Annotated in this window: 19 protein-coding genes and 1 pseudogene; 11 read left to right on the plus strand and 9 right to left on the minus strand. The window is 72.9% G+C overall.

Annotation, left to right across the window (positions count from 1 at the left end):
- Window positions 1-97 precede the first annotated feature (97 nt).
- On the plus strand, window positions 98-1,450 hold the full coding sequence (locus tag ACZ5VC_RS22955; protein WP_469121890.1) for a wax ester/triacylglycerol synthase family O-acyltransferase: 1,353 nt from the start codon (window positions 98-100) through the stop codon (window positions 1,448-1,450).
- An 83-nt stretch (window positions 1,451-1,533) separates the two neighbouring features.
- On the plus strand, window positions 1,534-2,406 hold the full coding sequence (locus ACZ5VC_RS22960; RefSeq protein ID WP_469121891.1) for an Fpg/Nei family DNA glycosylase: 873 nt from the start codon (window positions 1,534-1,536) through the stop codon (window positions 2,404-2,406).
- Between the two features lie 415 nt (window positions 2,407-2,821).
- On the opposite strand, the gene ACZ5VC_RS22965 is transcribed toward ACZ5VC_RS22960, so the two are convergent.
- The gene (locus ACZ5VC_RS22965; RefSeq protein WP_469121892.1) at window positions 2,822-3,448 is read right to left on the minus strand and encodes an anti-sigma factor; all 627 of its coding nucleotides are present in this window, start codon (window positions 3,446-3,448) and stop codon (window positions 2,822-2,824) included.
- A gap of 91 nt (window positions 3,449-3,539) precedes the next feature.
- Here ACZ5VC_RS22965 and ACZ5VC_RS22970 point away from each other — a divergent pair, with 91 nt between their 5' ends.
- The 5 genes from ACZ5VC_RS22970 (at window position 3,540) to ACZ5VC_RS22990 (ending at window position 8,473) form a co-directional block, all read left to right on the plus strand.
- On the plus strand, window positions 3,540-4,334 hold the full coding sequence (locus ACZ5VC_RS22970; protein ID WP_469121893.1) for a LytR/AlgR family response regulator transcription factor: 795 nt from the start codon (window positions 3,540-3,542) through the stop codon (window positions 4,332-4,334).
- 438 nt (window positions 4,335-4,772) lie between these two features.
- The gene (locus tag ACZ5VC_RS22975; RefSeq protein WP_469121894.1) at window positions 4,773-5,075 is read left to right on the plus strand and encodes a hypothetical protein; all 303 of its coding nucleotides are present in this window, start codon (window positions 4,773-4,775) and stop codon (window positions 5,073-5,075) included.
- A 25-nt stretch (window positions 5,076-5,100) separates the two neighbouring features.
- Complete coding sequence (locus tag ACZ5VC_RS22980) at window positions 5,101-5,499, plus strand: hypothetical protein (protein ID WP_469121895.1); 399 nt, start codon at window positions 5,101-5,103, stop codon at window positions 5,497-5,499.
- Window positions 5,496-7,256 (plus strand): sodium/solute symporter, encoded by a 1,761-nt coding sequence (locus tag ACZ5VC_RS22985; protein WP_469121896.1) that lies wholly within the window; start codon window positions 5,496-5,498, stop codon window positions 7,254-7,256. The genes ACZ5VC_RS22980 and ACZ5VC_RS22985 overlap by 4 nt, the downstream gene beginning before the upstream one ends.
- Window positions 7,253-8,473 carry a sensor histidine kinase gene (locus ACZ5VC_RS22990; RefSeq protein ID WP_469121897.1) on the plus strand — a complete coding sequence of 407 codons (1,221 nt, stop codon included), beginning with the start codon at window positions 7,253-7,255 and terminating at the stop codon, window positions 8,471-8,473. Before ACZ5VC_RS22985 ends, ACZ5VC_RS22990 begins: the two co-directional genes overlap by 4 nt.
- Here ACZ5VC_RS22990 and ACZ5VC_RS22995 read toward each other — a convergent pair.
- Both ACZ5VC_RS22995 and ACZ5VC_RS23000 read right to left on the minus strand, forming a co-directional pair.
- The gene (locus ACZ5VC_RS22995) at window positions 8,467-8,976 is read right to left on the minus strand and encodes a hypothetical protein (RefSeq protein WP_469121898.1); all 510 of its coding nucleotides are present in this window, start codon (window positions 8,974-8,976) and stop codon (window positions 8,467-8,469) included. The genes ACZ5VC_RS22990 and ACZ5VC_RS22995 overlap by 7 nt on opposite strands.
- Before the next feature lie 238 nt (window positions 8,977-9,214).
- Window positions 9,215-9,628 (minus strand): annotated as a pseudogene (locus ACZ5VC_RS23000) (PaaI family thioesterase).
- A gap of 192 nt (window positions 9,629-9,820) precedes the next feature.
- Between ACZ5VC_RS23000 and ACZ5VC_RS23005 the strand changes: the two are divergent.
- On the plus strand, window positions 9,821-11,017 hold the full coding sequence (locus ACZ5VC_RS23005) for a CapA family protein (RefSeq protein WP_469121899.1): 1,197 nt from the start codon (window positions 9,821-9,823) through the stop codon (window positions 11,015-11,017).
- A 29-nt stretch (window positions 11,018-11,046) separates the two neighbouring features.
- On the opposite strand, the gene ACZ5VC_RS23010 is transcribed toward ACZ5VC_RS23005, so the two are convergent.
- Both ACZ5VC_RS23010 and ACZ5VC_RS23015 read right to left on the minus strand, forming a co-directional pair.
- The gene (locus ACZ5VC_RS23010; protein ID WP_469121900.1) at window positions 11,047-12,486 is read right to left on the minus strand and encodes an amino acid permease; all 1,440 of its coding nucleotides are present in this window, start codon (window positions 12,484-12,486) and stop codon (window positions 11,047-11,049) included.
- A 139-nt stretch (window positions 12,487-12,625) separates the two neighbouring features.
- On the minus strand, window positions 12,626-13,090 hold the full coding sequence (locus ACZ5VC_RS23015; RefSeq protein WP_469121901.1) for a universal stress protein: 465 nt from the start codon (window positions 13,088-13,090) through the stop codon (window positions 12,626-12,628).
- A 94-nt stretch (window positions 13,091-13,184) separates the two neighbouring features.
- Here ACZ5VC_RS23015 and lysX point away from each other — a divergent pair, with 94 nt between their 5' ends.
- Together lysX and ACZ5VC_RS23025 are read left to right on the plus strand one after the other, a co-directional pair.
- On the plus strand, window positions 13,185-16,490 hold the full coding sequence (gene lysX / locus ACZ5VC_RS23020; RefSeq protein WP_469121902.1) for a bifunctional lysylphosphatidylglycerol synthetase/lysine--tRNA ligase LysX: 3,306 nt from the start codon (window positions 13,185-13,187) through the stop codon (window positions 16,488-16,490).
- A 96-nt stretch (window positions 16,491-16,586) separates the two neighbouring features.
- The gene (locus ACZ5VC_RS23025; RefSeq protein WP_469121903.1) at window positions 16,587-17,435 is read left to right on the plus strand and encodes a polysaccharide deacetylase family protein; all 849 of its coding nucleotides are present in this window, start codon (window positions 16,587-16,589) and stop codon (window positions 17,433-17,435) included.
- An 18-nt stretch (window positions 17,436-17,453) separates the two neighbouring features.
- Here the strand turns inward: ACZ5VC_RS23025 and ACZ5VC_RS23030 are convergent, their stop codons facing one another.
- Window positions 17,454-18,113 (minus strand): class F sortase, encoded by a 660-nt coding sequence (locus ACZ5VC_RS23030; RefSeq protein WP_469121904.1) that lies wholly within the window; start codon window positions 18,111-18,113, stop codon window positions 17,454-17,456.
- A gap of 309 nt (window positions 18,114-18,422) precedes the next feature.
- On the opposite strand from ACZ5VC_RS23030, the gene ACZ5VC_RS23035 reads away from it, so the two are divergent.
- A complete protein-coding gene (locus tag ACZ5VC_RS23035; RefSeq protein ID WP_469121905.1) occupies window positions 18,423-18,926 on the plus strand; it encodes a hypothetical protein in 504 nt (167 codons plus the stop codon).
- 104 nt (window positions 18,927-19,030) lie between these two features.
- Here ACZ5VC_RS23035 and ACZ5VC_RS23040 read toward each other — a convergent pair whose 3' ends face one another.
- From ACZ5VC_RS23040 to ACZ5VC_RS23050, 3 genes are all read right to left on the minus strand, one after another.
- Window positions 19,031-19,561 (minus strand): hypothetical protein, encoded by a 531-nt coding sequence (locus tag ACZ5VC_RS23040; RefSeq protein WP_469121906.1) that lies wholly within the window; start codon window positions 19,559-19,561, stop codon window positions 19,031-19,033.
- 155 nt (window positions 19,562-19,716) lie between these two features.
- On the minus strand, window positions 19,717-20,481 hold the full coding sequence (locus ACZ5VC_RS23045) for a bestrophin-like domain (RefSeq protein ID WP_469121907.1): 765 nt from the start codon (window positions 20,479-20,481) through the stop codon (window positions 19,717-19,719).
- A gap of 13 nt (window positions 20,482-20,494) precedes the next feature.
- Complete coding sequence (locus ACZ5VC_RS23050) at window positions 20,495-20,656, minus strand: hypothetical protein (RefSeq protein ID WP_469121908.1); 162 nt, start codon at window positions 20,654-20,656, stop codon at window positions 20,495-20,497.
- Window positions 20,657-21,102: the final 446 nt, after the last annotated feature.

Here is a 21,102-nt window from a genome sequence, read left to right on the forward strand (position 1 = left end):
TTGACTGCGGGTCCGACAGTTCTTCAGTGCTCCGCGGAGGGCCTCCGACTGCCCCTGCTCAAGAGCGCCGACGAGCCCTCCAGAACATGAGGATCCTTTGAGCAGCGAGCTCCTCGACCCGCTTGATCTGGCCTTCTGGCACCTCGAATCCGCCGACCACCCCATGCATCTCGGCGCGCTCGCCCACTTCGGGCCGGCGCCGGCCGCGGGCGCCCCCGCCGACCTTCTGGGGCTCCTCGCCGGCCGCGCCGCGGCCATTCCCCGGCTGCGGATGCGCGTACGCGACGTCCTGCTGCCCGTCGGCGGCGCGGCCTGGTCCCTGGACAAGGACTTCGACGTGCACCGCCACGTCCGCGAACTGCGGCTGCCCGGCGAGGACTTCGCCGCCGAGACGGCCGCGCTCGCCGGAGAACTCATGGAGCGGCCCATCGAACGGGGACGGCCGCCCTGGGAGATGTACCTGCTGACCGGCCCCGCCGACGGCTCGTTCGCGGTCCTGGTCAAGCTGCACCACGCGCTCGCCGACGGACTGCGCGCCGTCGCCATCGGCGCTGGGATCTTCGACGAGATCGCCGCGGCCCGCACCGCCTCCCCCCGCCGACGGGCCCGGCCGGTGCCGCCCTCCTCCTGGCTGCCCGGCCCGCACCGGCTCGTCGGCGCCGCCCTCGACCGCCTCGAGGACATCGGCCGGGCCGTGGGCGTGGGGGCCTCGGTGGTGCGCGCCAGCCGTCTCGATCCGGGCGACGCCACCGCCCTCGCCGCCCACTCCAGCGGGACCCGCAGGGTCGCCACGGCCACCCTCGACCTGGACGTGGTCCGGCGCATCCGCCGGACCACCGGAGGAACCGCCAACGACGTGCTGCTCGCGACGGTCACCGGCGCGCTGCGGCGCTGGATGGAGGAGCGCGGCGGGCAGCTGCCCTCGGCCGACCCGCGCGCCCTGGTCCCCGTGTCGCGGCGCCGGCCCGGCAGTCCCTCGGGCTCGGGCAACCGGTTCTCCGCGTACCTGGTCGACCTGCCCGTGGGTGAGGCGGATCCGCGGGAGCGGCTGGACTCCGTACGCACCGCCATGGACCGCAACAAGGCCGCCGGTCCGCTGCGCGGCGCGGGAGCGGTCGCCGTACTTGCCGATCAGCTGCCTCCGCTCGCCCACCGGTTCGGCGCCTCGCTCGCCGGGGGCGCCGCCCGGATGCTCTTCGACATCCTGGTCACCAATGTGCCGCTGCCCCGCTCCGCGCTGTCGCTCGGCGGCCGTCCGCTCAGTGCCCTCTTCCCGATGGCGCCGCTCGCCCGGGGGCAGTCGCTGGCCATCGCCATGTCACCGTACGGCGGCGACGTGCACATCGGACTGGTCGCCGACGGCGAGGCCGTACCCGATCTGGACCGGCTCGCGAAGTGCCTGGCCCGGGAACTCGCGGCCCTGGTCGACGCCGTCGGCGTACCGGACTGATCCAGGCCGAAGGCGTGGGAGGGGCCCGGGTGCGAAGGGCCCGTGAACGCGCGGCTGTCGGACCCGTGCGGCAGGGTGGAGACATGCCCGAACTGCCCGAAGTCGAAGCGCTGAGAGAGTTCCTCGACGAACACCTGGTGGGCAAGGAGATCGCCCGTGTCCTGCCCGTCGCGATCAGCGTGCTCAAGACCTACGATCCGCCGCTCACCGCGATCGAGGGCGAGACCGTCACCGCCGTCGCCCGCCACGGCAAGTGGCTCGCCATCAGCGCGGGCGTCGGCGACGGCGCCCTCCACCTGGTGATCCACCTCGCCCGGGCCGGCCGGCTCCAGTGGAAGGACGTCCTGCCCTCGGGAGTGCCCCGCCCCGGCAAGGGCCCGCTGGCGCTGCGCGCCGCGCTCACCGGCGGCGACGGCTTCGACCTCACCGAGGCGGGCACCACCAAACGCCTCGCCGTCCATCTGGTCCGCGACCCCGCCGATGTGCCGGGGGTCGCCCGGCTCGGCCCCGACCCGCTCGCCGCCGACTTCGACCGGGACGCCTTCGCCGCGCTGCTGGGCGGGGAACGACGGCAGATCAAGGGCGCGTTGCGCGACCAGAGCCTGATCGCGGGCATCGGCAACGCGTACAGCGACGAGATCCTGCATGTGGCCCGGATGTCGCCGTTCAAGCCGGTGGGGAACCTCACCGAGGAGGAGATCAGCACGCTGTACGAGGCGCTGCGCACCACGCTGCGGGACGCGGTGGAGCGCTCGCACGGGATCGCGGCCGGGCGCCTGAAGGCGGAGAAGAAGAGCGGCCTGCGGGTGCACGGGCGCACCGGTGAGGCGTGCCCGGTGTGCGGCGACATCATCCGCGAGGTGTCGTTCAGCGATTCGTCGCTGCAGTACTGCCCCACCTGCCAGACCGGCGGCAAGCCGCTCGCCGACCGGAGACTGTCGCGGCTGCTGAAGTAGGGGGCTTGGGGGATCCGGTCGGCTGCTGAAGCAGCGGGAGCCGGGGCAGGATCCGGCCGCTGCCGTAAGGGGCCGACGCCGGAACCGGGCAGGAACCGGCCGCCGCTCCGGCCGCCGCTTCGAGGGGCCGACGCCGACGAGGGGGCTGCCGCCGCCAACGGCGTCCAGCCGGGCCGCTCCGCGAACGGCCGGCCATCCTGGCCCGCTGCCCAGGGAGCGAATCACGAGCGGGCCGCCGCCAGCGGCCAACCAATCGGACCGCCGCCGTCGGCGGCCACCCCCCGGCCGCGCTGCCGCTAAGGGGCGGGGGTGACGATCGGGTCGTCGCCAACGGCCTCCAGCCTGGCTGCCGCCCGTCAGCGGCCGCCCAACCGGGCCGCCGCCGCCAGCGGCCGACCCTCGTGGCGCGCCGTCGCTAAGGGGCGAGGGTGACGAGGGGGCTGCCGCCCCGGGGGCGCACCATCAGGTGGTCGATCTCGTCGCTCCGAAGCGCCGTGCCGCCCTCCACCAGTGGCGCCGAGCGCTCATCAGTCGTCACCGACCAGCTGAGGACCGGATGTTCCCTGCCGTCCCTGCCGACCACGACCAGCTCGCAGACACGGGGACCACGCACCCCTGACACCCGCAGCTCGACGGCGGTCCCCCACGGCTCGTCCCGCAGGGCGGCCGCCGCCGAGACGCCCGTGGCCGGGTTGGTCGCCGAGATGACGGCGGCGGCCGGCGCGTCGTCGTGCAGGACCAGCGAGGCGGCGGGCACGGCGAGCGCCACGGCCGCGACGGCGGCCGCCGCGACGAGCCGCAGCCGAAGCCGTGGTCCGCGCCGGGCGCGAGGGGCCGCAGGGGGCGCAGGGGCCACCGGTCGGGGCCCTCCGGGCGGTTCCTTCAGTTCGGCGAGGCACGCCGTGACCCAGGTGAAGTCCGCGAGCCGCCGCGCGCAATGCGGGCAGTCCGACACATGTTCCTCGCAGCGGAACGCGTCGGCCGGTTCCAGGGCACCCAGGGCGTAGGCCGCCACATCCCGGTGCCGTTCCAGCAGACTCATGGACCTTCCTCGCTTCCGGTGTACTGCCCTCCCTTACGTACGGAAACCACCCCCGTGCTCAACCGGCGGGCCCCGGCCTACACTCCGCACCATGCTGCGCGTACTGGCCGTCGACGACGAAGAGCCGGCTCTCGGGGAACTGCTCTACCTGCTGCGCTCCGACCCCCGCGTCCGGAGCGCGGAGGGAGCCACCGACGCGACCGGGGCGCTGCGCCGCATCGGCCGCGCGCTGGACGCCGGGCCCGACGGCGAGGAGGCCATCGACGTGGTCTTCCTCGACATCCACATGGCCGGGCTCACCGGCCTCGACGTGGCCCGGCTGCTCGCCGGGTTCGCCCAGCCGCCCGCGATCGTCTTCGTCACCGCCCACGAGGGTTTCGCCGTGCAGGCCTTCGACCTCAAGGCCGTCGACTACGTCCTCAAGCCGGTCCGCCGGGAGCGCCTCGCCGAGGCCGTCCGCCGCGCCCGGGACGTGGTCATGACGGCGCGCGAGACCCGTACGCCCGAGGCCCCGGCGGCGGAGACGGTCGCACCCGTCCCGCCGAGCACCACGGCCGATCAAATCCCCGTCGAGCTCGCCGGGGTGACCCGTTTCGTGCCGATCGACGACATCGCCTATGTCGAGGCCCAGGGCGACTACGCCCGGCTGCACACCGACGACGGCAGCCACCTGGTGCGCATCCCGCTCTCCACGCTGGAGGAGCGGTGGGCGGCGCGCGGCTTCGTACGGATACACCGCAGCCATCTCGTCGCGCTCGGCCGCATCGACGAACTGCGCCTGGACGCGGGGGCGACGACCGTGCGGGTGGGCCGGGCGGAACTCGCCGTCAGCCGCCGGCACGCCCGCCAGCTGCGGGAGCTGCTGATGCGGCACGCCCGGGGCTGACCCGCGCGGGAGGGGCCCCGTGTCCTCGACCGGGGCTGGCCCACGGGGGAGGGGCCCCGTGCCCCCGACGGGGGCTGACTCATGCGGGAGGGACCCCGTGCCCCGACGGGGGCTGGCCCACGGGGGAGGGACCCCGTGCCCCGACGGGGGCTGGCCCACGGGGGGTGGGACCCCGTGCCCCCCGACCGTGGCCGCCGCGCGCCCTGGGGTGACCCGGGCCCTGACCGCGCCGCCGCGCGCCCGGGGCTGACCCACGCCCCCGATCGCGCCGCGGCGCGCCCCCATCCCGTGGTGAACAGGCCGGCCCCGCCGACCGTTCGCCGCCCCGCGCCCGCCGCTCACCGTGCCGGGCGGGCCGTACGCCGACCCCCGGCCGGTTTTCGCCCGGCCGCCGCTCCGCCCCGCCTACCCTGATCGTGAGAGGGGGGCCGCCGACCGATGCCGGAGACCGACGCACCGCTGGACACGCTCCTCGACGAGCTGCGCTCGCTGCGCGCCCTGCCCGGCCTGCCGCCCACCGGGGCCGCCGACGTGGAAGCCGTGCTCGCCCGGGTCAGAAGCGCCGCCGCGCGCTGGGCCGATGTGCTGTACGAGATCCGGGAGTCGGCGCAGGAGCTCGTGGGACCGGCCACCGCGGTCGCCCTGGAGATGGCGTTCCGGCGCGCGGAGGAGTCGTACGTCGAGCTGGAGATCGCGCTGGGCGCCACGGGAACACCTGGCCAGAGCGTCTACCGTCGGTAATCGCTTCTGCGTAGACTCCGCACCGATGTCCGCAGAGCAGGGGTCCGACCCGCAGCGCCGCCCCCGGCGCGAGACCGTCACCGGAGTGCCGCGCTCCGCCCGCCGGCCGCCCGGCTACGCGCCCGCGCGCTTCGAGATCAGCGAGCAGACCACCCTCGGCCACACCTATGTCCGCTCCCTGATGCGCAGCCAGCTGCGGACCGCGCTCTCCGCTCTCGGTGCCCTCGCCCTGCTCGTCGGCTCGCTCCCGCTGCTGCTCGCCCTCCCCGCCGCGGTCGGCGGCGCCGCGCTCGACTCCGCACCCTTCGTCTGGGCGGCCCTCGGCGCAGGGGTCTACCCGGTCATCTGGGGCATCGCGCGCTGGTACGTCCGCAGGGCCGAGCGCAACGAACGCGACTTCACCGGCCTCGTGGAAGGACGGTGAACCAGACCTACGCGGTGGCCGCCGTCACCGCCGTCGTCCTCACCACGGTCCTCATCGGCGCCCTGGGGCTGCGCATATCCCGGACCACCTCCGACTTCTACGTGGCCTCCCGCACCGTCAAGCCGGCCCTCAACGCGGCCGCCATCAGCGGCGAGTACCTCTCCGCCGCCTCCTTCCTCGGCATCGCCGGACTGGTCCTCCTCCAGGGCCCCGACATGCTCTGGTACCCCGTCGGATACACCGCCGGCTATCTGGTCCTGCTCGTCCTCGTCGCCGCCCCGCTGCGCCGCTCGGGGGCGTACACCCTCTCCGACTTCGCCGAGGAGCGCCTCGAATCCCCCCAGGTGCGCAGGCTCGCCAGCCTCTTCGTCGTCGGGATCGGATGGCTCTATCTGCTGCCCCAGCTCCAGGGGGCGGGGCTCACCCTGGAGATCCTCACCGGCGCGCCCGGCTGGGTCGGCGGACTCGTCGTCGCGGTCGTCGTGACCGGCGCCGTCGCGGCCGGCGGCATGCGCAGCATCACCTTCGTCCAGGCCTTCCAGTACTGGCTCAAGCTCACCGCGCTGCTCGTGCCCGCGCTCTTCCTGGTCACCGCGTGGGTCGGGGACGACGCGCCCCGCGCGCGGTTCGACGCGCCCGCCGTCTTCCGGGAGCACACCGACGTCCGCGTCGGCGACACCGTACGGATCGACCTCGACGCACCGCTGACGCTCACCGTCGCCGGACGCGTCGACTCCGCCGCGTACGACGGACAGCGGGTGACGCTCGCCGAGGGCAGCCACCGGATCGAGTCCGGCACCACCCTGCGCTTTCCCCCCGGCGCCCGGGTCCCCGAGCGCGCCGCCACGGGGACCGATCCTCCCCCGGCCTTCGGCCGGGGGCACCCCCACGGCTGGTCGCAGCCGCTGGCCGGAGGCCGTGACGGCCACCAGCTGTACGCCACCTACGGGCTGATCCTCGCCACTTTCCTGGGCACTATGGGGCTTCCCCATGTCGCCGTCCGCTTCTACACCAGCCCCAACGGCCGCGCCGCGCGCCGCACCACCGTCGTCGTTCTCGGTCTGGTCGGCGTCTTCTATCTGCTGCCGCCGGTCTACGGCGCGCTCGGCCGTGTCTACGCCCCCGAACTGGCCCTCACCGGCGCCGCCGACGCCGCCGTCCTCGTCCTGCCCGACCGGATCATCGGCGGGGTCGCCGGGGACCTGCTCGGCGCACTGCTGGCCGGCGGGGCGTTCGCGGCGTTCCTCTCCACGGCGTCGGGGCTCACCATGTCGGTCGCCGGTGTGCTGACCCAGGACGTGCTTCCCTCGCGCGGCGTACGGCACTTCCGGCTGGCGACCGTGCTCGCCATGGCGGTGCCCCTGGGCGTCAGCGTGGTGGCCACCAATGTGCCGGTGGCCGACGCCGTGGGGCTCGCGTTCGCCGTCTCCGCGTCGTCGTTCTGCCCGCTGCTCGTGCTCGGTATCTGGTGGCGGCGGCTCACCCCGCCCGGGGCGGTGGCCGGGCTCGTCGTCGGCGGCGGGTCCGCGCTCACCGCCGTCATGGCGACCCGGGCCGGGCTCGCCCCCGCCGGCTGGCCGCACACCCTGATGGCCTGGCCGGCCGTCTGGTCCGTCCCGCTCGGCTTCCTCACCATGGTGTCGGTGTCGCTGACCACCGCACGCCACATACCCGCCGGAACCCCGGCGATCCTCGCGCGGCTCCATCTTCCCGAGGACCTCGCCGACCGACCGCAGCCGGAAGGGGCCGAGCGGTGAGCGGGGCGGACCTCGCGACGCTCACCGCCGCCGGGATCGTGCTCCTCGCCGCGGGAGTCGCGCTCGGGCGCCTCTCCGTCCGGCGCGGCGGCAAGCCGGACCTCGACCTCGGCACACCCGTCGAACGGGCCACCTTCCAGACCCTGCACACCGCCTCCCTCGCCGCGCCACCGCTGCGCGCCGGGCTCACCGAGGACACCGCCCGCAAGGCCGCCCGCAGGCTGCGCTCCCTCCTCGGCACCGAGGCGCTCTGCCTCACTGACCGCGAGTCGGTGCTCGCCTGGGACGGTCCGGGCGGCGACCACCACCGCGCCCAGGTCATGGAACAGGTCGCCGGACTCCTCGGGTCCGGCCGCGCCCAGAGCGCCCACATCGAGTGCGCCGATCCGGAATGCCCGCTGCGCTGGGCCGTGATCGCCCCGCTCACCGGCGAGGAGGGAGTGCTCGGCGCGCTGGTGGCGTACGGCTCGCGCGAGTCGGCGGTGCTGGTGCGGGCCGCGACCGAGGTGGCCCGCTGGGTCTCCGTCCAGCTGGAGCTGGCCGAACTCGGCCGCTCCCGCACCCGGCTCATCGAGGCGGAGATCCGGGTCCTGCGGGCTCAGATCTCCCCGCACTTCATCTTCAACTCGCTCGCCGCCATCGCGTCGTTCGTCCGCACCGACCCCGAGCGGGCCCGTGAACTTCTCCTGGAATTCGCCGACTTCACCCGCTACTCGTTCCGGCGCCACGGTGACTTCACCCACCTCGCCGACGAACTCCGGTCCATCGAGCAGTACTTGGCGCTCGCCGGAGCCCGGTTCGGCGACCGGCTCAAGGTGACGCTGCAGATCGCGCCCGAAGTGCTCCCCGTGACGCTGCCGTTCCTGTGCCTCCAGCCCCTGGTGGAGAACGCCGTCAAGCACGGTCTCGAGGACTCCACCGAGGCGTGCGCGGTCACGATCGCCGCCCGCGACGCGGGCTCCGAGGCCGTGGTCACCATCGAGGACGACGGGGTGGGCATGGAGCCGGACCTGTTGCGGGCGATCCTCGCGGGCGAGCGGCCCGCGTCGTCCGGCATCGGCCTGTCCAATGTCGACGAGCGGCTGCGCCAGGTCTACGGGGACGACTACGGCCTGGTCGCCGAGACCGGCGTCGGCGCGGGGATGAAGGTCACGGTGCGGATCCCGAAGTACCGCGCGGGCGTCCACCGGACCCCGAACCGCCCGGGCCGTCAGTAGAGGTGGATGGCCAGGTGTCCCAGGGGGAGGCCCAGCTGCCAGGCGGGCGTCCAGACCCGGTCCGCCTCCTCGATGGAGGACCCGGTCCCGCCGGGGGAGCGGCCCGCGAGATCGGTGGCGAGCATCTCGGTCGCCTCCAGCCTCCGCCAGGCCTCCAGGGCCAGCAGGAGGTCGGCCCCCGGGCCGTGGCGCCGGTCCCGCACGGCCCGCTCGGCGAGGCGCGCGCGGACCCACTGCGGCCAGGGATGGTCGTACGACGTGCGCGAGAGCCACTCCTCCGGCCGGGCCGCGGCCCGGGCCCCGGCGCGCGCGTCCGCGTCGTCGCAGAGGTAGATGGTGAGCGCCAGCGTCTGTCTGCCGGCCTGGTACTCCAGCGAGCCCGGGTCCACGAGCCGGCCGGTGCGCAGCAGCTCGTCGGCCAGGGACTCGGCGGACCACCAGGCCATGGGGACGGCGCAGGGGTCCTCTCCTCCGCCGGTGCCGTTCGTGCTCTCGGGCAGCAACGCTCCCACCTTCTCCCGGACGTCTTCGGGGCGGGCCCTCGTCGGGCCACACCGACCTAGACGACGAGCCTCCACCGTGAGACACGGGCGCGGGCCGCTCTTTGCTCAACTCGCGGGTGTGGTTTCGGATACGTTTTCCGGCCGCGTCGTGGCGGGTGGGAAGCGGGGCGACGGCGGTGACGTACGGGACCTGCGGGACGCCGCAAGGGCCCTTTTCTGACGCCTATATGACGAGGTGTCAGCCCAGCAGGGCGTACACGGCGGTCGCGTGTGCGGCCGTCTCGTCCGAGTTCTCGGCGCGCATGGTGATGTCCGCGAAGGCCATGCGCCGGCCGGTCTTGGTCAGCCGGGCGTGTACCAGGACGTCGGCGCCCAGCACCGCCCGCTGGTAGGTGATCGACTGTTGCACGGTCGTCATGGGGACGAAGCCGCCGCGCGCGGCCGACACCGCCACGACCGTCGCCGTGTCCGCGGCGGCCATCAGGGCCTGGCCGCTGAGCCCGCCGCCCTCTCGGGCGAGCCGGTCCGACCACGGGAGGCGCAGGACGGCTTCCTGCTCACCGGTGTCGACCACGCGGAGGCCGAGATCGAGGACTCAGGGGGCGAAGTTGTCGGCGAGGATCTTTTCGGCGGCGGCGAGAGTCAGCGTCACAGGGGCATTGTGCGGCGGTGGCTGCGCGGGAGGGAAGAGCGCGCGGGCGGCGGTTCGTGGCCGGCCGGCGGAGCCGATGCGCTCATAGGGGGTCTTTGGGGCGTTCACCGGCCTTGTTCCTTGACGGGGGCTTTTCTCCCCTGTGTGGTCAGACGGTCCGATCGTCGTACTCATGCATTCGGAGCTGGGCTGATGACCAAGTGGACGCGTCACGGAGCGGTGGCCGTCGCGGCCGCCCTGCTCACGGCGGCGACCGGCTGTTCGGGCACCAGGACGAACGCGGAAGGCGCGCTGCCCCGGGGGGACTCCGGGCGCCCGACCGCCCCCTCGGCGGTCGACGGCGGTGCCTCGACACCGGCCGGATTCACCCTCGTCGCCTCGGGGGACGTCCTGCCGCACGCCTCGATCATCCGCCAGGCCGCCGCCGACGCGGGCGGCTCGGGCTACGACTTCCGGCCCATGCTCGCCGGCGTCGCGCCGGTCGTCTCCGGGGCCGACCTGGCGATCTGCCACATGGAGACGGTGTACGGCGAGGAAGGCGGCCCCTTCACCGGCTACCCGGCCTTCGTCTCGCCGCCCCAGGTCGCCACCGCGCTGCGGGCGACCGGCTACGACTCCTGCTCCACGGCCTCCAACCACAGCCTGGACGACGGCGCCGCGGGCCTGCGCCGCACCCTGGACGCCCTCGACAAGGCGGGCGTCCGGCACGCGGGCTCCGCCCGGACCGCCGCCGAGGCCGCCCGCCCCACCCTGCTCAAGGCGGGCGGCGCGACCGTCGCACAGCTCGCCTACACCTACGACACCAACGGCTATCCGCTGCCCGAGGGACAGCCCTGGGCGGTCGACCTCATCGACCAGAACAAGATCATCGCCGATGCCAGGGAAGCCCGGAAGGCCGGCGCCGATGTCGTCGTGGTCAGCATGCACTGGGGCACCGAGTGGCAGACCGACCCCGACGAGCGCCAACTGACCCTCGGCAGGGCGCTCACCGCCTCCAGGACCGGCACCCGGCCCGACATCGACCTGATCATTGGCACCCACGCCCACATCCCGCAGGCGTACGAGAAGGTCAACGGCACCTGGATCATCTACGGCATGGGCGACCAGATCGCGGGCGACATGTACAACTACTCCGGGGCGTTCGACCCCCGGGGCAACCAGGGCACCCTCGGCCGCTTCACCTTCATGCCTCCCCGCACTCCCGGAGCGCGCTGGGAGGTCACCAAGGCCGAGTTCATCCCACAGATGTTCGACCCCGGGTCCGGCCGCGTGCTCAACCTCAACGCCGCCATCGACGCGGGCGCGGGCCTCGCCGACGTACGCGACGGGATCCGCGCGACCGTCCTTGCCCGGGGAGCGGCCAAGGACGGTCTGGTGATGGGGAAGTAGCGGCCGGGTGAGGGGAAACGGGGGGCCGGTCAGCCGCGGGGCGGCGGCGCCGGGGCCTCCTCCTCCGTCCTGGCCAGCTCGGACTTGCGGTACGAGTAGCCGAAGTACACGACCAGACCGATCAGGAACCAGACCGCGAACCGCACCCACGTCTGCCACTGCAGGAACGTGATCAGCCAGATCGAGAAGACCACGCCGAGCGCGGGCACCACCGGCATCCCCGGGCAGCGGAAGGTGCGCGGCAGCTCCGGCCGCTTGTAGCGCAGCACGATCACCGCGACGCACACCACCACGAACGCCAGCAGAATGCCGATGTTGGTCAGCTCGGCCGCCTCGCCGATCGGCAGGAAGCCGGCGATCACCGCGGAGGCGAAGCCGACGATCCAGGTCACCCGGGTCGGCACATGGCGCGTCTCGTGGGTCTTCGCGAACCACTTCGGCAGCAGGCCGTCGCGGCTCATGCTGAACCACACCCGGGTGACGCCCAGCATGAACGTGAACATGACGGTCAGGATGCCGATGATGGCGCCGACCGCGATCACGTCCGCGAGCCCGCTGAGCCCCACCGCCTTGAACGCCGAGGAGAACCCGCTCTCCTGGTCGATGTCCTTGTAGTTCTGCATCCCCGTCAGCACCAGACAGGCCAGGACGTACAGCACCATCGAGATGGCCAGCGAGTACAGGATCGCCTTCGGCATGTGGCGCTGGGCGTCCTTGGACTCCTCGGCCGCCGTCGACATGGCGTCGTACCCGAAGACCGCGAAGAACACCGTCGCCGCGCCGGTGAACGCGCCGCCGACGCCATAGGGGAAGAACGGGTTGTAGTTCGAGGTGTCGATGTGGAAGACACCCACACCGATCACCAACAGCACCACCAGCACCTTCAGCACCACCACGACCGTCTCGAAGCGGGCCGCGTTCTTGATGCCGAGCGTGAGCAGATAGGCGATCAGCAGACACAGCAGCGCCGCGAAGAGATCGACCCGGTGACCGTCGCCGGTGCCCGGCGCGCCCAGCATCCAGGCGGGCAGCTCGGCACCCATCTCCTCGATCAGGAAGCTGAAGTAGCCCGAGATCCCGATGGCGACGACCGCCACGATCGCGGTGTACTCGAGCAGCAGGTCCCAGCCGATGAACCAGCCGACCAGCTCGCCGAGGACGGCGTAGCCGTACGTGTACGCGGAACCGGCCTTCGGGATCAGCCCGGCGAACTCCGCGTAGCTGAACGCCGCCGCCGCGCTGGCCACGCCCGCGATCAGGAACGACAGCAGCACCGCGGGCCCGGCCGTGCCATTGGCGACGGTGCCGGCCAGCGTGAAGATACCGGCGCCGATGATGCCGCCGACGCCGATGGCGGTCAGCTGCCACAGACCCAGGCTCCGGGTCAGCCGCTGGTGGACGTCGGTCTCTTCGATCTGCTCGATGGGCTTGCGGCGCAGCACGCCGTGTCCCATCCGGAATCCGGCCATGGACGTCACCTCTTCGCAGACGGCATCGGCTGACGGCGGATCATGATGGCCCACCGGCGCCCCCCACGGAAGACGGCGCTCAGGCGATCGTCACGCACGCGCGGCGACCACGAGCGCCGACACACAGTCCGCGCGCGGGTCAGGGCACTACGGTCACCGGCCAGCGCCCGGCCTTCACCAGCCGCACCGCCACGGATCCGACGAACCGGTGGCCCGCCGACTCCGAGGCTCCCACCACCACGGCATCGGCCTTCAACTCGTCGGCCGCCCTCACCAGACCCGTGTACGGATCGCCGCGGAAGGTGTGGAACTCCCAGCGGACCTCCCAGATCTCCCTGACCCGCTCGGCCGCCTCCCGGATCTCGGCCACCAGCTCCTCGGCGATCTCGCCGGTGGTGTCCGCCACCGGCGCCCCGAGCGCCGCGCCGGCCGGCATCACCGGCTGGACGTACACCAGGGCCAGCAGCGCGTTCTGGCGGCGGGCCAGACCGGCCGCGTAGGCCGCCGCGCGCAGCGAGGACTGCGATCCGTCGACGCCGGCCACGATCACCTTCGGACCGTCCGTACCCCGCTCGAACCGCTCTGGCTGCCGCTGATCACTCACACCACCGAGGCTACGGCCTGTCTTTCGGATCGTGCCGGGCCGCCCCCTTCCCACCCGACAGGCGACCCCAGCGGCGGCTCCCTACAGTCGGAGCATGAGTGTCAGCGTGGGGCAGCCCTCTCCCGCACCCTCTTCCGCCCGTGCGCCCGGCGCGGGCCGCCGCGACCGCCTGAGCAAGGTTCCGAACGCCTTCGCCGTGTTCTTCTCCGGGCTCGGGCTGTTCTGCGTGCTCCTCTCCCTCGTCCCGCCCCTGCGCGCCGGCCTGGGGCCGGTCGTCCGGTTCCTCGACCGGGTCGCCGTCCCCGTGAGCGCCAACCTCGCCTACGCGGTCTTCCTGCTGCTGCTCGCCGCCGCCATCGGCGCCCGCAAGAAGGCGGCCTGGTGGCTGGTCGTCGCCTATCTGGACCTGCTGCTCCTCTCCGACGTCCTGCTGCTCGCCTTCGATCGCGACTGGATCTGGATCCCCAACCTCGTCGTCAGCGCCGCCGCGCTGACGGTGCTGGTCCTGGCCCGGCACGAGTTCTACGCCAGGACCCGGCGCGGTGCCCTGCGGCGGGCGCTGCTCGTGCTGGTCCTCGGGCTCGCCGCCGGGGTGCTCGTGGCATGGGGTCTGATCGAGCTGTTCCCGGGCACTCTCCCGCGAGGGCAGCGGCTGCTGTGGGCGGCCAACCGGGTGCTCGGCGGGCTGGTGTCCGGCGAGCAGTTCGACGGGCGCCCGCCCCGGCTGCTCTTCTTCTTCCCCGGGCTCTTCGGCGCCCTGGCACTGCTGGCGTCCGCCGCGACGCTCTTCCGTTCCCAGCGCATGGAAGCCGCCCTGCAGGGGGACGAGGAGCCGCGCATCCGCGCCCTGCTCGGGGCGTACGGCTCCCAGGACTCACTCGGCTACTTCGCCACGCGCCGCGACAAGGCCGTCGTCTTCTCGCCCAGCGGCAAGGCCGCCGTCACCTACCGCGTCGAGGCCGGCGTCTGCCTGGCCAGCGGCGACCCCGTCGGCGACCGCGAGGCATGGACACAGGCGATCGAGGCCTGGCTGGACGTCGCCCGCCGCTACGCCTGGGCCCCCGCCGTGATGGGGGCGTCCGAGGAGGGGGCGAGGGCCTTCGCCCGCTCCGGCCTCGGCGCCATCCAGCTCGGCGACGAGGCGATCCTGCAGGTCGCCCGCTTCGATCTGAACGGCCGCGAGATGCGGGTGACCCGCCAGGCGGTCAACCGGGTCGCCCGTACCGGCGCGAGCACCACCATCCGCCGCCACTCCCGGCTCACCGACGAGGAGATGCGCCGCATCGTCGACCGGGCCGACGCCTGGCGCGACACCGAGACCGAACGCGGCTTCTCCATGGCCCTGGACCGGCTCGGCGACCCCGCCGACGGGGACTGTCTGCTGGTCGAGGCCTTCGACGGGCGAGGCGAACTGGTCGCACTGCTCTCCTTCGTCCCCTGGGGCCGCGACGGCATCTCGCTCGACCTGATGCGCCGCGACCGCACCGCCCCCAACGGCGTCATGGAGTTCATGGTCGCCGAGCTGTGCGCCGCCGCCCCGAAACTCGGCGTGCGCCGGATCTCCCTCAACTTCGCCGTGTTCCGCTCGGTCTTCGAGGAGGGCGCCAGGATCGGTGCCGGGCCCGTCCTGCGCGCCTGGCGCAGACTGCTGCTCTTCTTCTCCAAGTGGTGGCAGCTGGAGGCGCTGTACCGGTCCAATGTGAAGTACCAGCCCGAGTGGTACCCCCGCTTCCTCTGCTACGGGGACGCCGGCTCCCTCGCCCGGATCGGCCTCGCCTCCGGCATCGCCGAGGGCTTCGTCTCCGTACCGAGCCTGCGCAAGCTATGGGGCAAGGGCCGCCCCAAGGGCGTCACCAGCCCCGTCACCACCGAGGGCCTGCCGTCGATCGACTCCCTCGGACTGGCCGGCCCCGACGCCGCCGTGGCGGAGCGGGAACGGCCGCTGCCCGAGCAGGTGCGGATCCGTCACCGCAAGCTGGAGCGCCTGCGCGCCGACGGCGTCGACCCGTACCCGGTCGGGATCGCCCCGCGCACCGCCACGCTCGCCGAGGTCACCGCCGACCGGCGCGGAGAGCGGGTCACCGTCGCCGGACGTGTCATGGCCGTACGCGACTTCGGGGGAGTCGTCTTCGCCGTGCTGCGCGACTGGTCGGGGGACCGGCAGCTCCTCCTCACCCGGGACGGTTCCGGTCCGGGTGTACTGCGCCGTTTCAGCCGTGACATCGATCTCGGCGACCACGTCATCGCCACCGGTGACATCGGCACCAGCGACCGCGGCGAGCTCTCCGTCCTCGTCACCGACTGGCAGCTCACCGCCAAGTGCCTGCGACCCCTGCCCGACAAGCGGCGCGGGCTCGCCGACCCGGAGGCGCGGGTCCGCCGCCGCTATCTCGACCTCGTCGCCCGCCCGGACGCCCGCGACGTCGTACGCGCCCGCTCCACCGCCGTCCAGGCGCTGCGCCAGGGCCTCCTGGACCGCGGCTATCTGGAGGTCGAGACCCCGATGCTCCAGCAGATCCACGGCGGGGCCAACGCCCGCCCCTTCACCACCCACATCAACGCCTACGACCTCGATCTGTATCTGCGGATCGCGCCCGAGCTCTATCTGAAGCGGCTGTGCGTGGGTGGTCTGGAGAAGGTGTTCGAGATGGGCCGCACCTTCCGCAACGAGGGCGTCTCGTACAAACACAACCCGGAATTCACGATGCTGGAGGCCTATCAGGCCTTCGCCGACTACGACGTGATGCTCGAGCTGACCCGCGAGCTGATCCAGGGGGCGGCCGTCGCCGCCTTCGGCGCTCCCGTCGCCCACAAGGCCGGCCCGGACGGAAGGCCGGAGGTGCACGACATCTCCGGGCCCTGGCCGGTGAAGACGGTGTACGGCGCGGTGTCCGACGCCCTCGGCGAGGAGGTCGACGCGGGTACCGACGAACGGGTGCTGCGCGGGCTGTGCGACCGAGCCGGGGTGCCGCACACGCCCGACGACACCCGTGGGGACGTCGTCCTGGAGATGTACGAGCGGCTGGTCGAGGAGCGGACCGAGCTGCCCACGTTCTACAAGGACTTCCCGACCGACGTCTCCCCGCTGACCCGCCAGCACCGCCGCGACCCGAGGCTCGCCGAGCGCTGGGATCTGGTCGCCTTCGGTACGGAACTGGGCACCGCCTACTCCGAGCTGACCGACCCGGTGGAGCAGCGGCGCCGGCTGACCGCGCAGTCACTGCTCGCCGCCGGTGGCGACCCGGAGGCCATGGAGCTCGATGAGGACTTCCTCGACGCCCTGGAGTACGCGATGCCGCCGACCGGCGGGCTCGGGATCGGGGTCGACCGACTGGTCATGTTCCTCACCGGGCTGACCATTCGCGAGACGCTGCCGTTCCCTCTGGTGCGGCGGCACTGAACCAGGCCGGTCCGGCGATGGGCTCATCGGGTGTTTTCGGGGCCCCGGCACCGTGTTGCTCCGGCGCGGCGGCATCCATCATGCGAGCCATTAGTCATGAAAAACGATGAGATGCCCCCGCGGCGCAGGGCGGTTCTGCGCCTCGCCGCCGCGCTCGGGGTCACCGCCACGGTCGGTGTCTTCGCCGCCGAGCGGGCCGCGACACCCGGCGCGACAGCCGGCCGGCCCCCCGCCGTCCCGCCCGCGGCGGCGGGACCCCCGCGCAAGGCCCGGCTCCGCCCCTCCACGTACCGTCTCCAGCCCATGACCGCGGCGACGCCTCCGCGCTTCCGCCGGGCACTTCCGCCGGTGCGCCAGCGGCCGTTTCTGCGGATGTCCGGGGTCGGCCGGTCGATGGTGCTCACCTTCGACGACGGGCCCGACCCCCGCTACACCCCCGGCATCCTGCGCACCCTGCGCCAGTACGGCGTCCGCGCGATGTTCTTCGTCTGCGGCGAGATGGCCGTCGAACACCCCGACCTGCTGAAGGAGATGGCCGACGACGGCCATGTCGTCGGCAACCACACCTGGTCGCACCCGCTCGTTCCGAAGCTCGCCCCGTCCCGCATCCGCGAGGAGCTGGGCAGCACCAGCGAGGTGGTCGAGAAGACCCTCGGCAGCCCCCCGCTCTGGTACCGCGCCCCCTACGGGGCGTGGAACCGGCACTCGTTCGAGATCGGCGCCGAGCTGGGCATGGAGCCGCTCGCCTGGACCTGCGACACCCTCGACTGGGAGGAGCCCGGTACCGACGCGATCGTGCGCAGGGTCCTGGACGGCGCGGGGCCCGGCGTCGTGGTCCTGTCGCACGACGCGGGCGGCGACCGCTCCCAGAGCGTCGCCGCCTTGCGTCTCTATCTGCCCGAACTGCTCGACGCGGGATACCGGATCACGGTGCCCCGCCGCTGACCGCCGGGCGGCGGCCGCTCAGCGTGTGGCGACCATCCGGGCGAAGACCACCACATTGCCCGAGTAGCCGCTGCCCCTCGAGTAGCCGCCGCCGCAGGTGATCACCCGGAGCTCGGCGTGCCCGGAGTCGCCGTAGACCTGAAGGCCGGGGAAGTTGTCCTTCGCGTACACCTCCACGCCGTACACCTCGAAGACGGCGACCCGGCCGTCGTACCGCTCCACCTCGACGTGCTGGCCCTTCTCCAGGGAGCCGAGACCGTAGAAGACGGCCGGACCCGAGGCGTTGTCGACATGGCCGACGATCACGGACGTGCCGCGCTGACCGGGCGCGATGCCGTTCTGGTACCAGCCGGCCATGTTCGAGTCCTGCGGCGGCGGAGCCTGGATCCAGCCGTTCGGGTCCAGACCCACGTCCATGATCGCGGCGTCGACCCGGATGGCGGGCATCTTGATCCTCGACGCGGGGGCGTACGGCAGCGGTTGCAGAGAGGCCGACGGGGTGGGCGCCGAGCCGAGCGGACGGGTGTCGGGCGCCGCCGCGGCGGCGGGCTGCGGCGGACCCATGCTCGCGTCCACGCCGTTGCGCATCATCGCCATGCCGGAGAGCATGACGAGAGCCAGGGCGCCCCAGGGCGAGCGCCTCTTGAAAAACTCCGAGCCGCCGAAATGCAGGCCCATGGTTCTCCCTTCGTGACATCTGCTCGCACGGTAAGCGCACGATGCCGAACCGGCGATCGGGGAGGGGCGAACGGGTGGCGGGTGACAGGGGGATGGCCCATCCGAGTAATCGCCATATAAAACTTCTGACGGTCTGTGACCTGCGGGTCCGTCAGGTTTGCGGCCGCTGACGCGGCGTGTCGGCTCACCGGGGTGGACCAGTGTCGAAATGCGAGAAGTGCCCGTATTTGTGAGGGTTCATCATGAAAGGCGTACTCGTCGAATCTCCCGGAGCACCGCTTTGGGGCGCCTTTCGCTGGAGGTTCCACGATGCGTGCTGCACGCACTCTGGCGGTGGCCGCCACCGCCTGCGCGACCCTCGGGCTCATGGCCCCCGTCGCGCTCGCCGTCAACGGGGGCAGCGGGGGCACCGGTCCACGCGATGTCACCGTCACGCCCTTCTCGGTCCACCAGGGATCGACCTTGACCATCACCGCACGGGGCTGCAACCGCGGGGGCACGGTCACGTCGAACGCGTTCCCGACGACGACCCTCTCTCCCAGCTCCAACGGGATCTCGACCGCGGTCGCCCGTATTTTCGACAGTGCGACGCCCGGCCAGTACAACCTGGCTGTCCGGTGCAACGACAGCAACGCGGTCGCCACCGCCCAGTTCACCGTGCTGTCCGGGCGCGGCGCGGCGGGTGGCCTCGGTGGCTCGCTCGGTCCGAGCTCCACTGAAATGGCGGTCGGCGGCGGCCTGGTCGCCGTGGCCGCCCTCGGCGGCGGCGTCTTCGTCGCCCGTCGCCGCCGTCTGGCCGGCGGAAAGGTCTGACCGGCCGAACCTCCCGGTCCGAGTACGCCCGTCGCCCCCGAGTCCTCGCCAGGACTCGGGGGCGACGGGCGTACCGCCTGCGCGCGGCGCGTGACCTGTCAGCGTCAGTGCCGGCGTCCCTCGGCACGGCGCCGCAGTACGTAGATGACGCCGGTGGCCGCCACCACCACGAGGCCGGTTCCCGCGGCGAGCATCCCGGTGTTCATTCCGCTGACGGCGCCGCCGAAGCCGCCCCGGACACCCCGCGACGGGGTGAGCGCGGTCGAGCTGATCGTCGGCGTCGGCGTGGCCGTCGCGCCTCCGGCGATGGTGAGATCGAGGGTGCCCGTCGTGCTGCCGCTGCAGACGAAGTGCACCGTGTACACGGCGCCGCGCTTGGCGTCGAAGTCCACCGTGGCCGTCGCCGAGCGTCCGGGCGGGATGGTGACCGTGTCGAAGACGCCCGAGGACGCCGTGGCGGTGGTGGCGCAGCCGGGCGCGGTCAGGGTGACCCGGCCGCCCGGGGCGACCGTCGAGGGCGAGATGGCGAAGTCGCCCGGAGCCCTCGCGGTGTCGGCCGCGGACGCGGCGGGAGCGGTCAGGGCGAGTGCGGCCGCTCCCAGCAGAGCGGCTGATGCGGCACGTATCGCGCGCATGGTGAATCCTCCGGGTCTCCGAGGAGCAGCTGCGGAAGGGGTTTCCACAAATCGCGGGAAATGCACCTCGATGCCCGACACGCTAGGAGCCCACTACCACAGCCGCGATCCCAGGCGGGCGAATGGGGCACCGGTGTCCCCCATTCGGCCCCCGGTCACCCCCTGATGTGCGGAAACAGGTCGAGGAACGGCCCCGCAGTCGCGGAGATGCCCCGCCCGAACGGCGCGTCGAAGTCCCAGATCAGGAAGAGCAGAAAGGCGATCAGCGCGCTGAAGAGACCGGCGAGCAGCAGCTCTCTGAAGGTCCGCCGGATCTGCAGCGTGAAGATCAGGCCGACGGTCACCAGCGCGCCGGTGATCAGGCCGAACCAGACGACCCCGGGCATGGTCGCCCCGGCACTCTCCCCCCGGGCGCCCCGGGCGTCGTCCACCGCCGCCACCAGGTCCACCAGCGGCTGATAGGCCTGGCCCTCGTGGTCGTTGGCCGGCTTGTAGTCGGTGACCCCGCGGCGCACCCGCTCCAGCAGTTCCGTGCCCTTCTCCGTGAGCTCCCCGTGCGTGGACATGTGGTCCCACTCCTTGGTCACCACATGCGTCGCGTACGCGTCGGTGTCCGCCCGGATTCGGGTACGGACCGCCTCCGGATACACCTCGACCCGGGCCGAGATCTCGTGCAGCGCCTGCGCCTCGTGGCGCACGGTGTCCTGGGCGGCGCCGCGCGCCTCCCACACGCCGGCGATGGCGAGACCGAGGACGATCGCGTAGACCACGCCGATCATCATCGTCATGTACTCCATGACGTCCGGGGTCTCGGACGGATCGTCGTCGTCACCGACCCGTCGGTGGTTGATCACGACGATGGTGAGCACGACGGCGCAGGCGGCGGCCATCGCGATGGTCAGAACAAGCCATTCCGACAAGGAAGCCTCCGGTTCAGCGGGAGCGGGGGCGCAGCGCGGCCGTCGCGAGCACCGCGGGCGCGGTGACCAGGAGCGTCATCGACACCAGGGAGGGGCCGCCCTTGGGTTCGGGACGCCGAAGGGGCCGGTAGACCGGCAGGGCGACGGGGGTCGGCGCGGGGGGTTCGGGCCGCACGGACGGTTCGGGGGTCGGCGCGGGCGCCGGGGGAGGGGGCGGCGCGGGCGGTGGGGGCGGCGGCGGAGGCGGCGGAGCGACCCGTACGGGGGGAGGGGGCGGCGGCGGAGCCGGTTTGGGTCGGGGAGGCCGGGGTTCGGGTGCGGGAGGCGGCCCCGCCCTACAGGTGGCCGACCCCGCGACGGCGACCGACGACCCGGGATCCTCCCCGATCGTGGCGATGGTGCAGTTGTCGGAGACGGCGGCGGCGACTGCGTCGGGCGGTGCGGCCAGGAGCCACAGGAGCGCGACGGCCGCCACCGTCCGGGCGACTTGGGATCCGTACACCCGATGAGCATGGTCAGCAGGGTGGGTGGATACGCCGTGAGCGGCGACGATTCCCCGGATGGAGGGGTTCTGCCCCGGACGTGTTTGGGGCCATCGGGGAAATTCTTTTCCCGACCGTT

The organism is Streptomyces sp. NPDC033174, assembly GCF_055577795.1.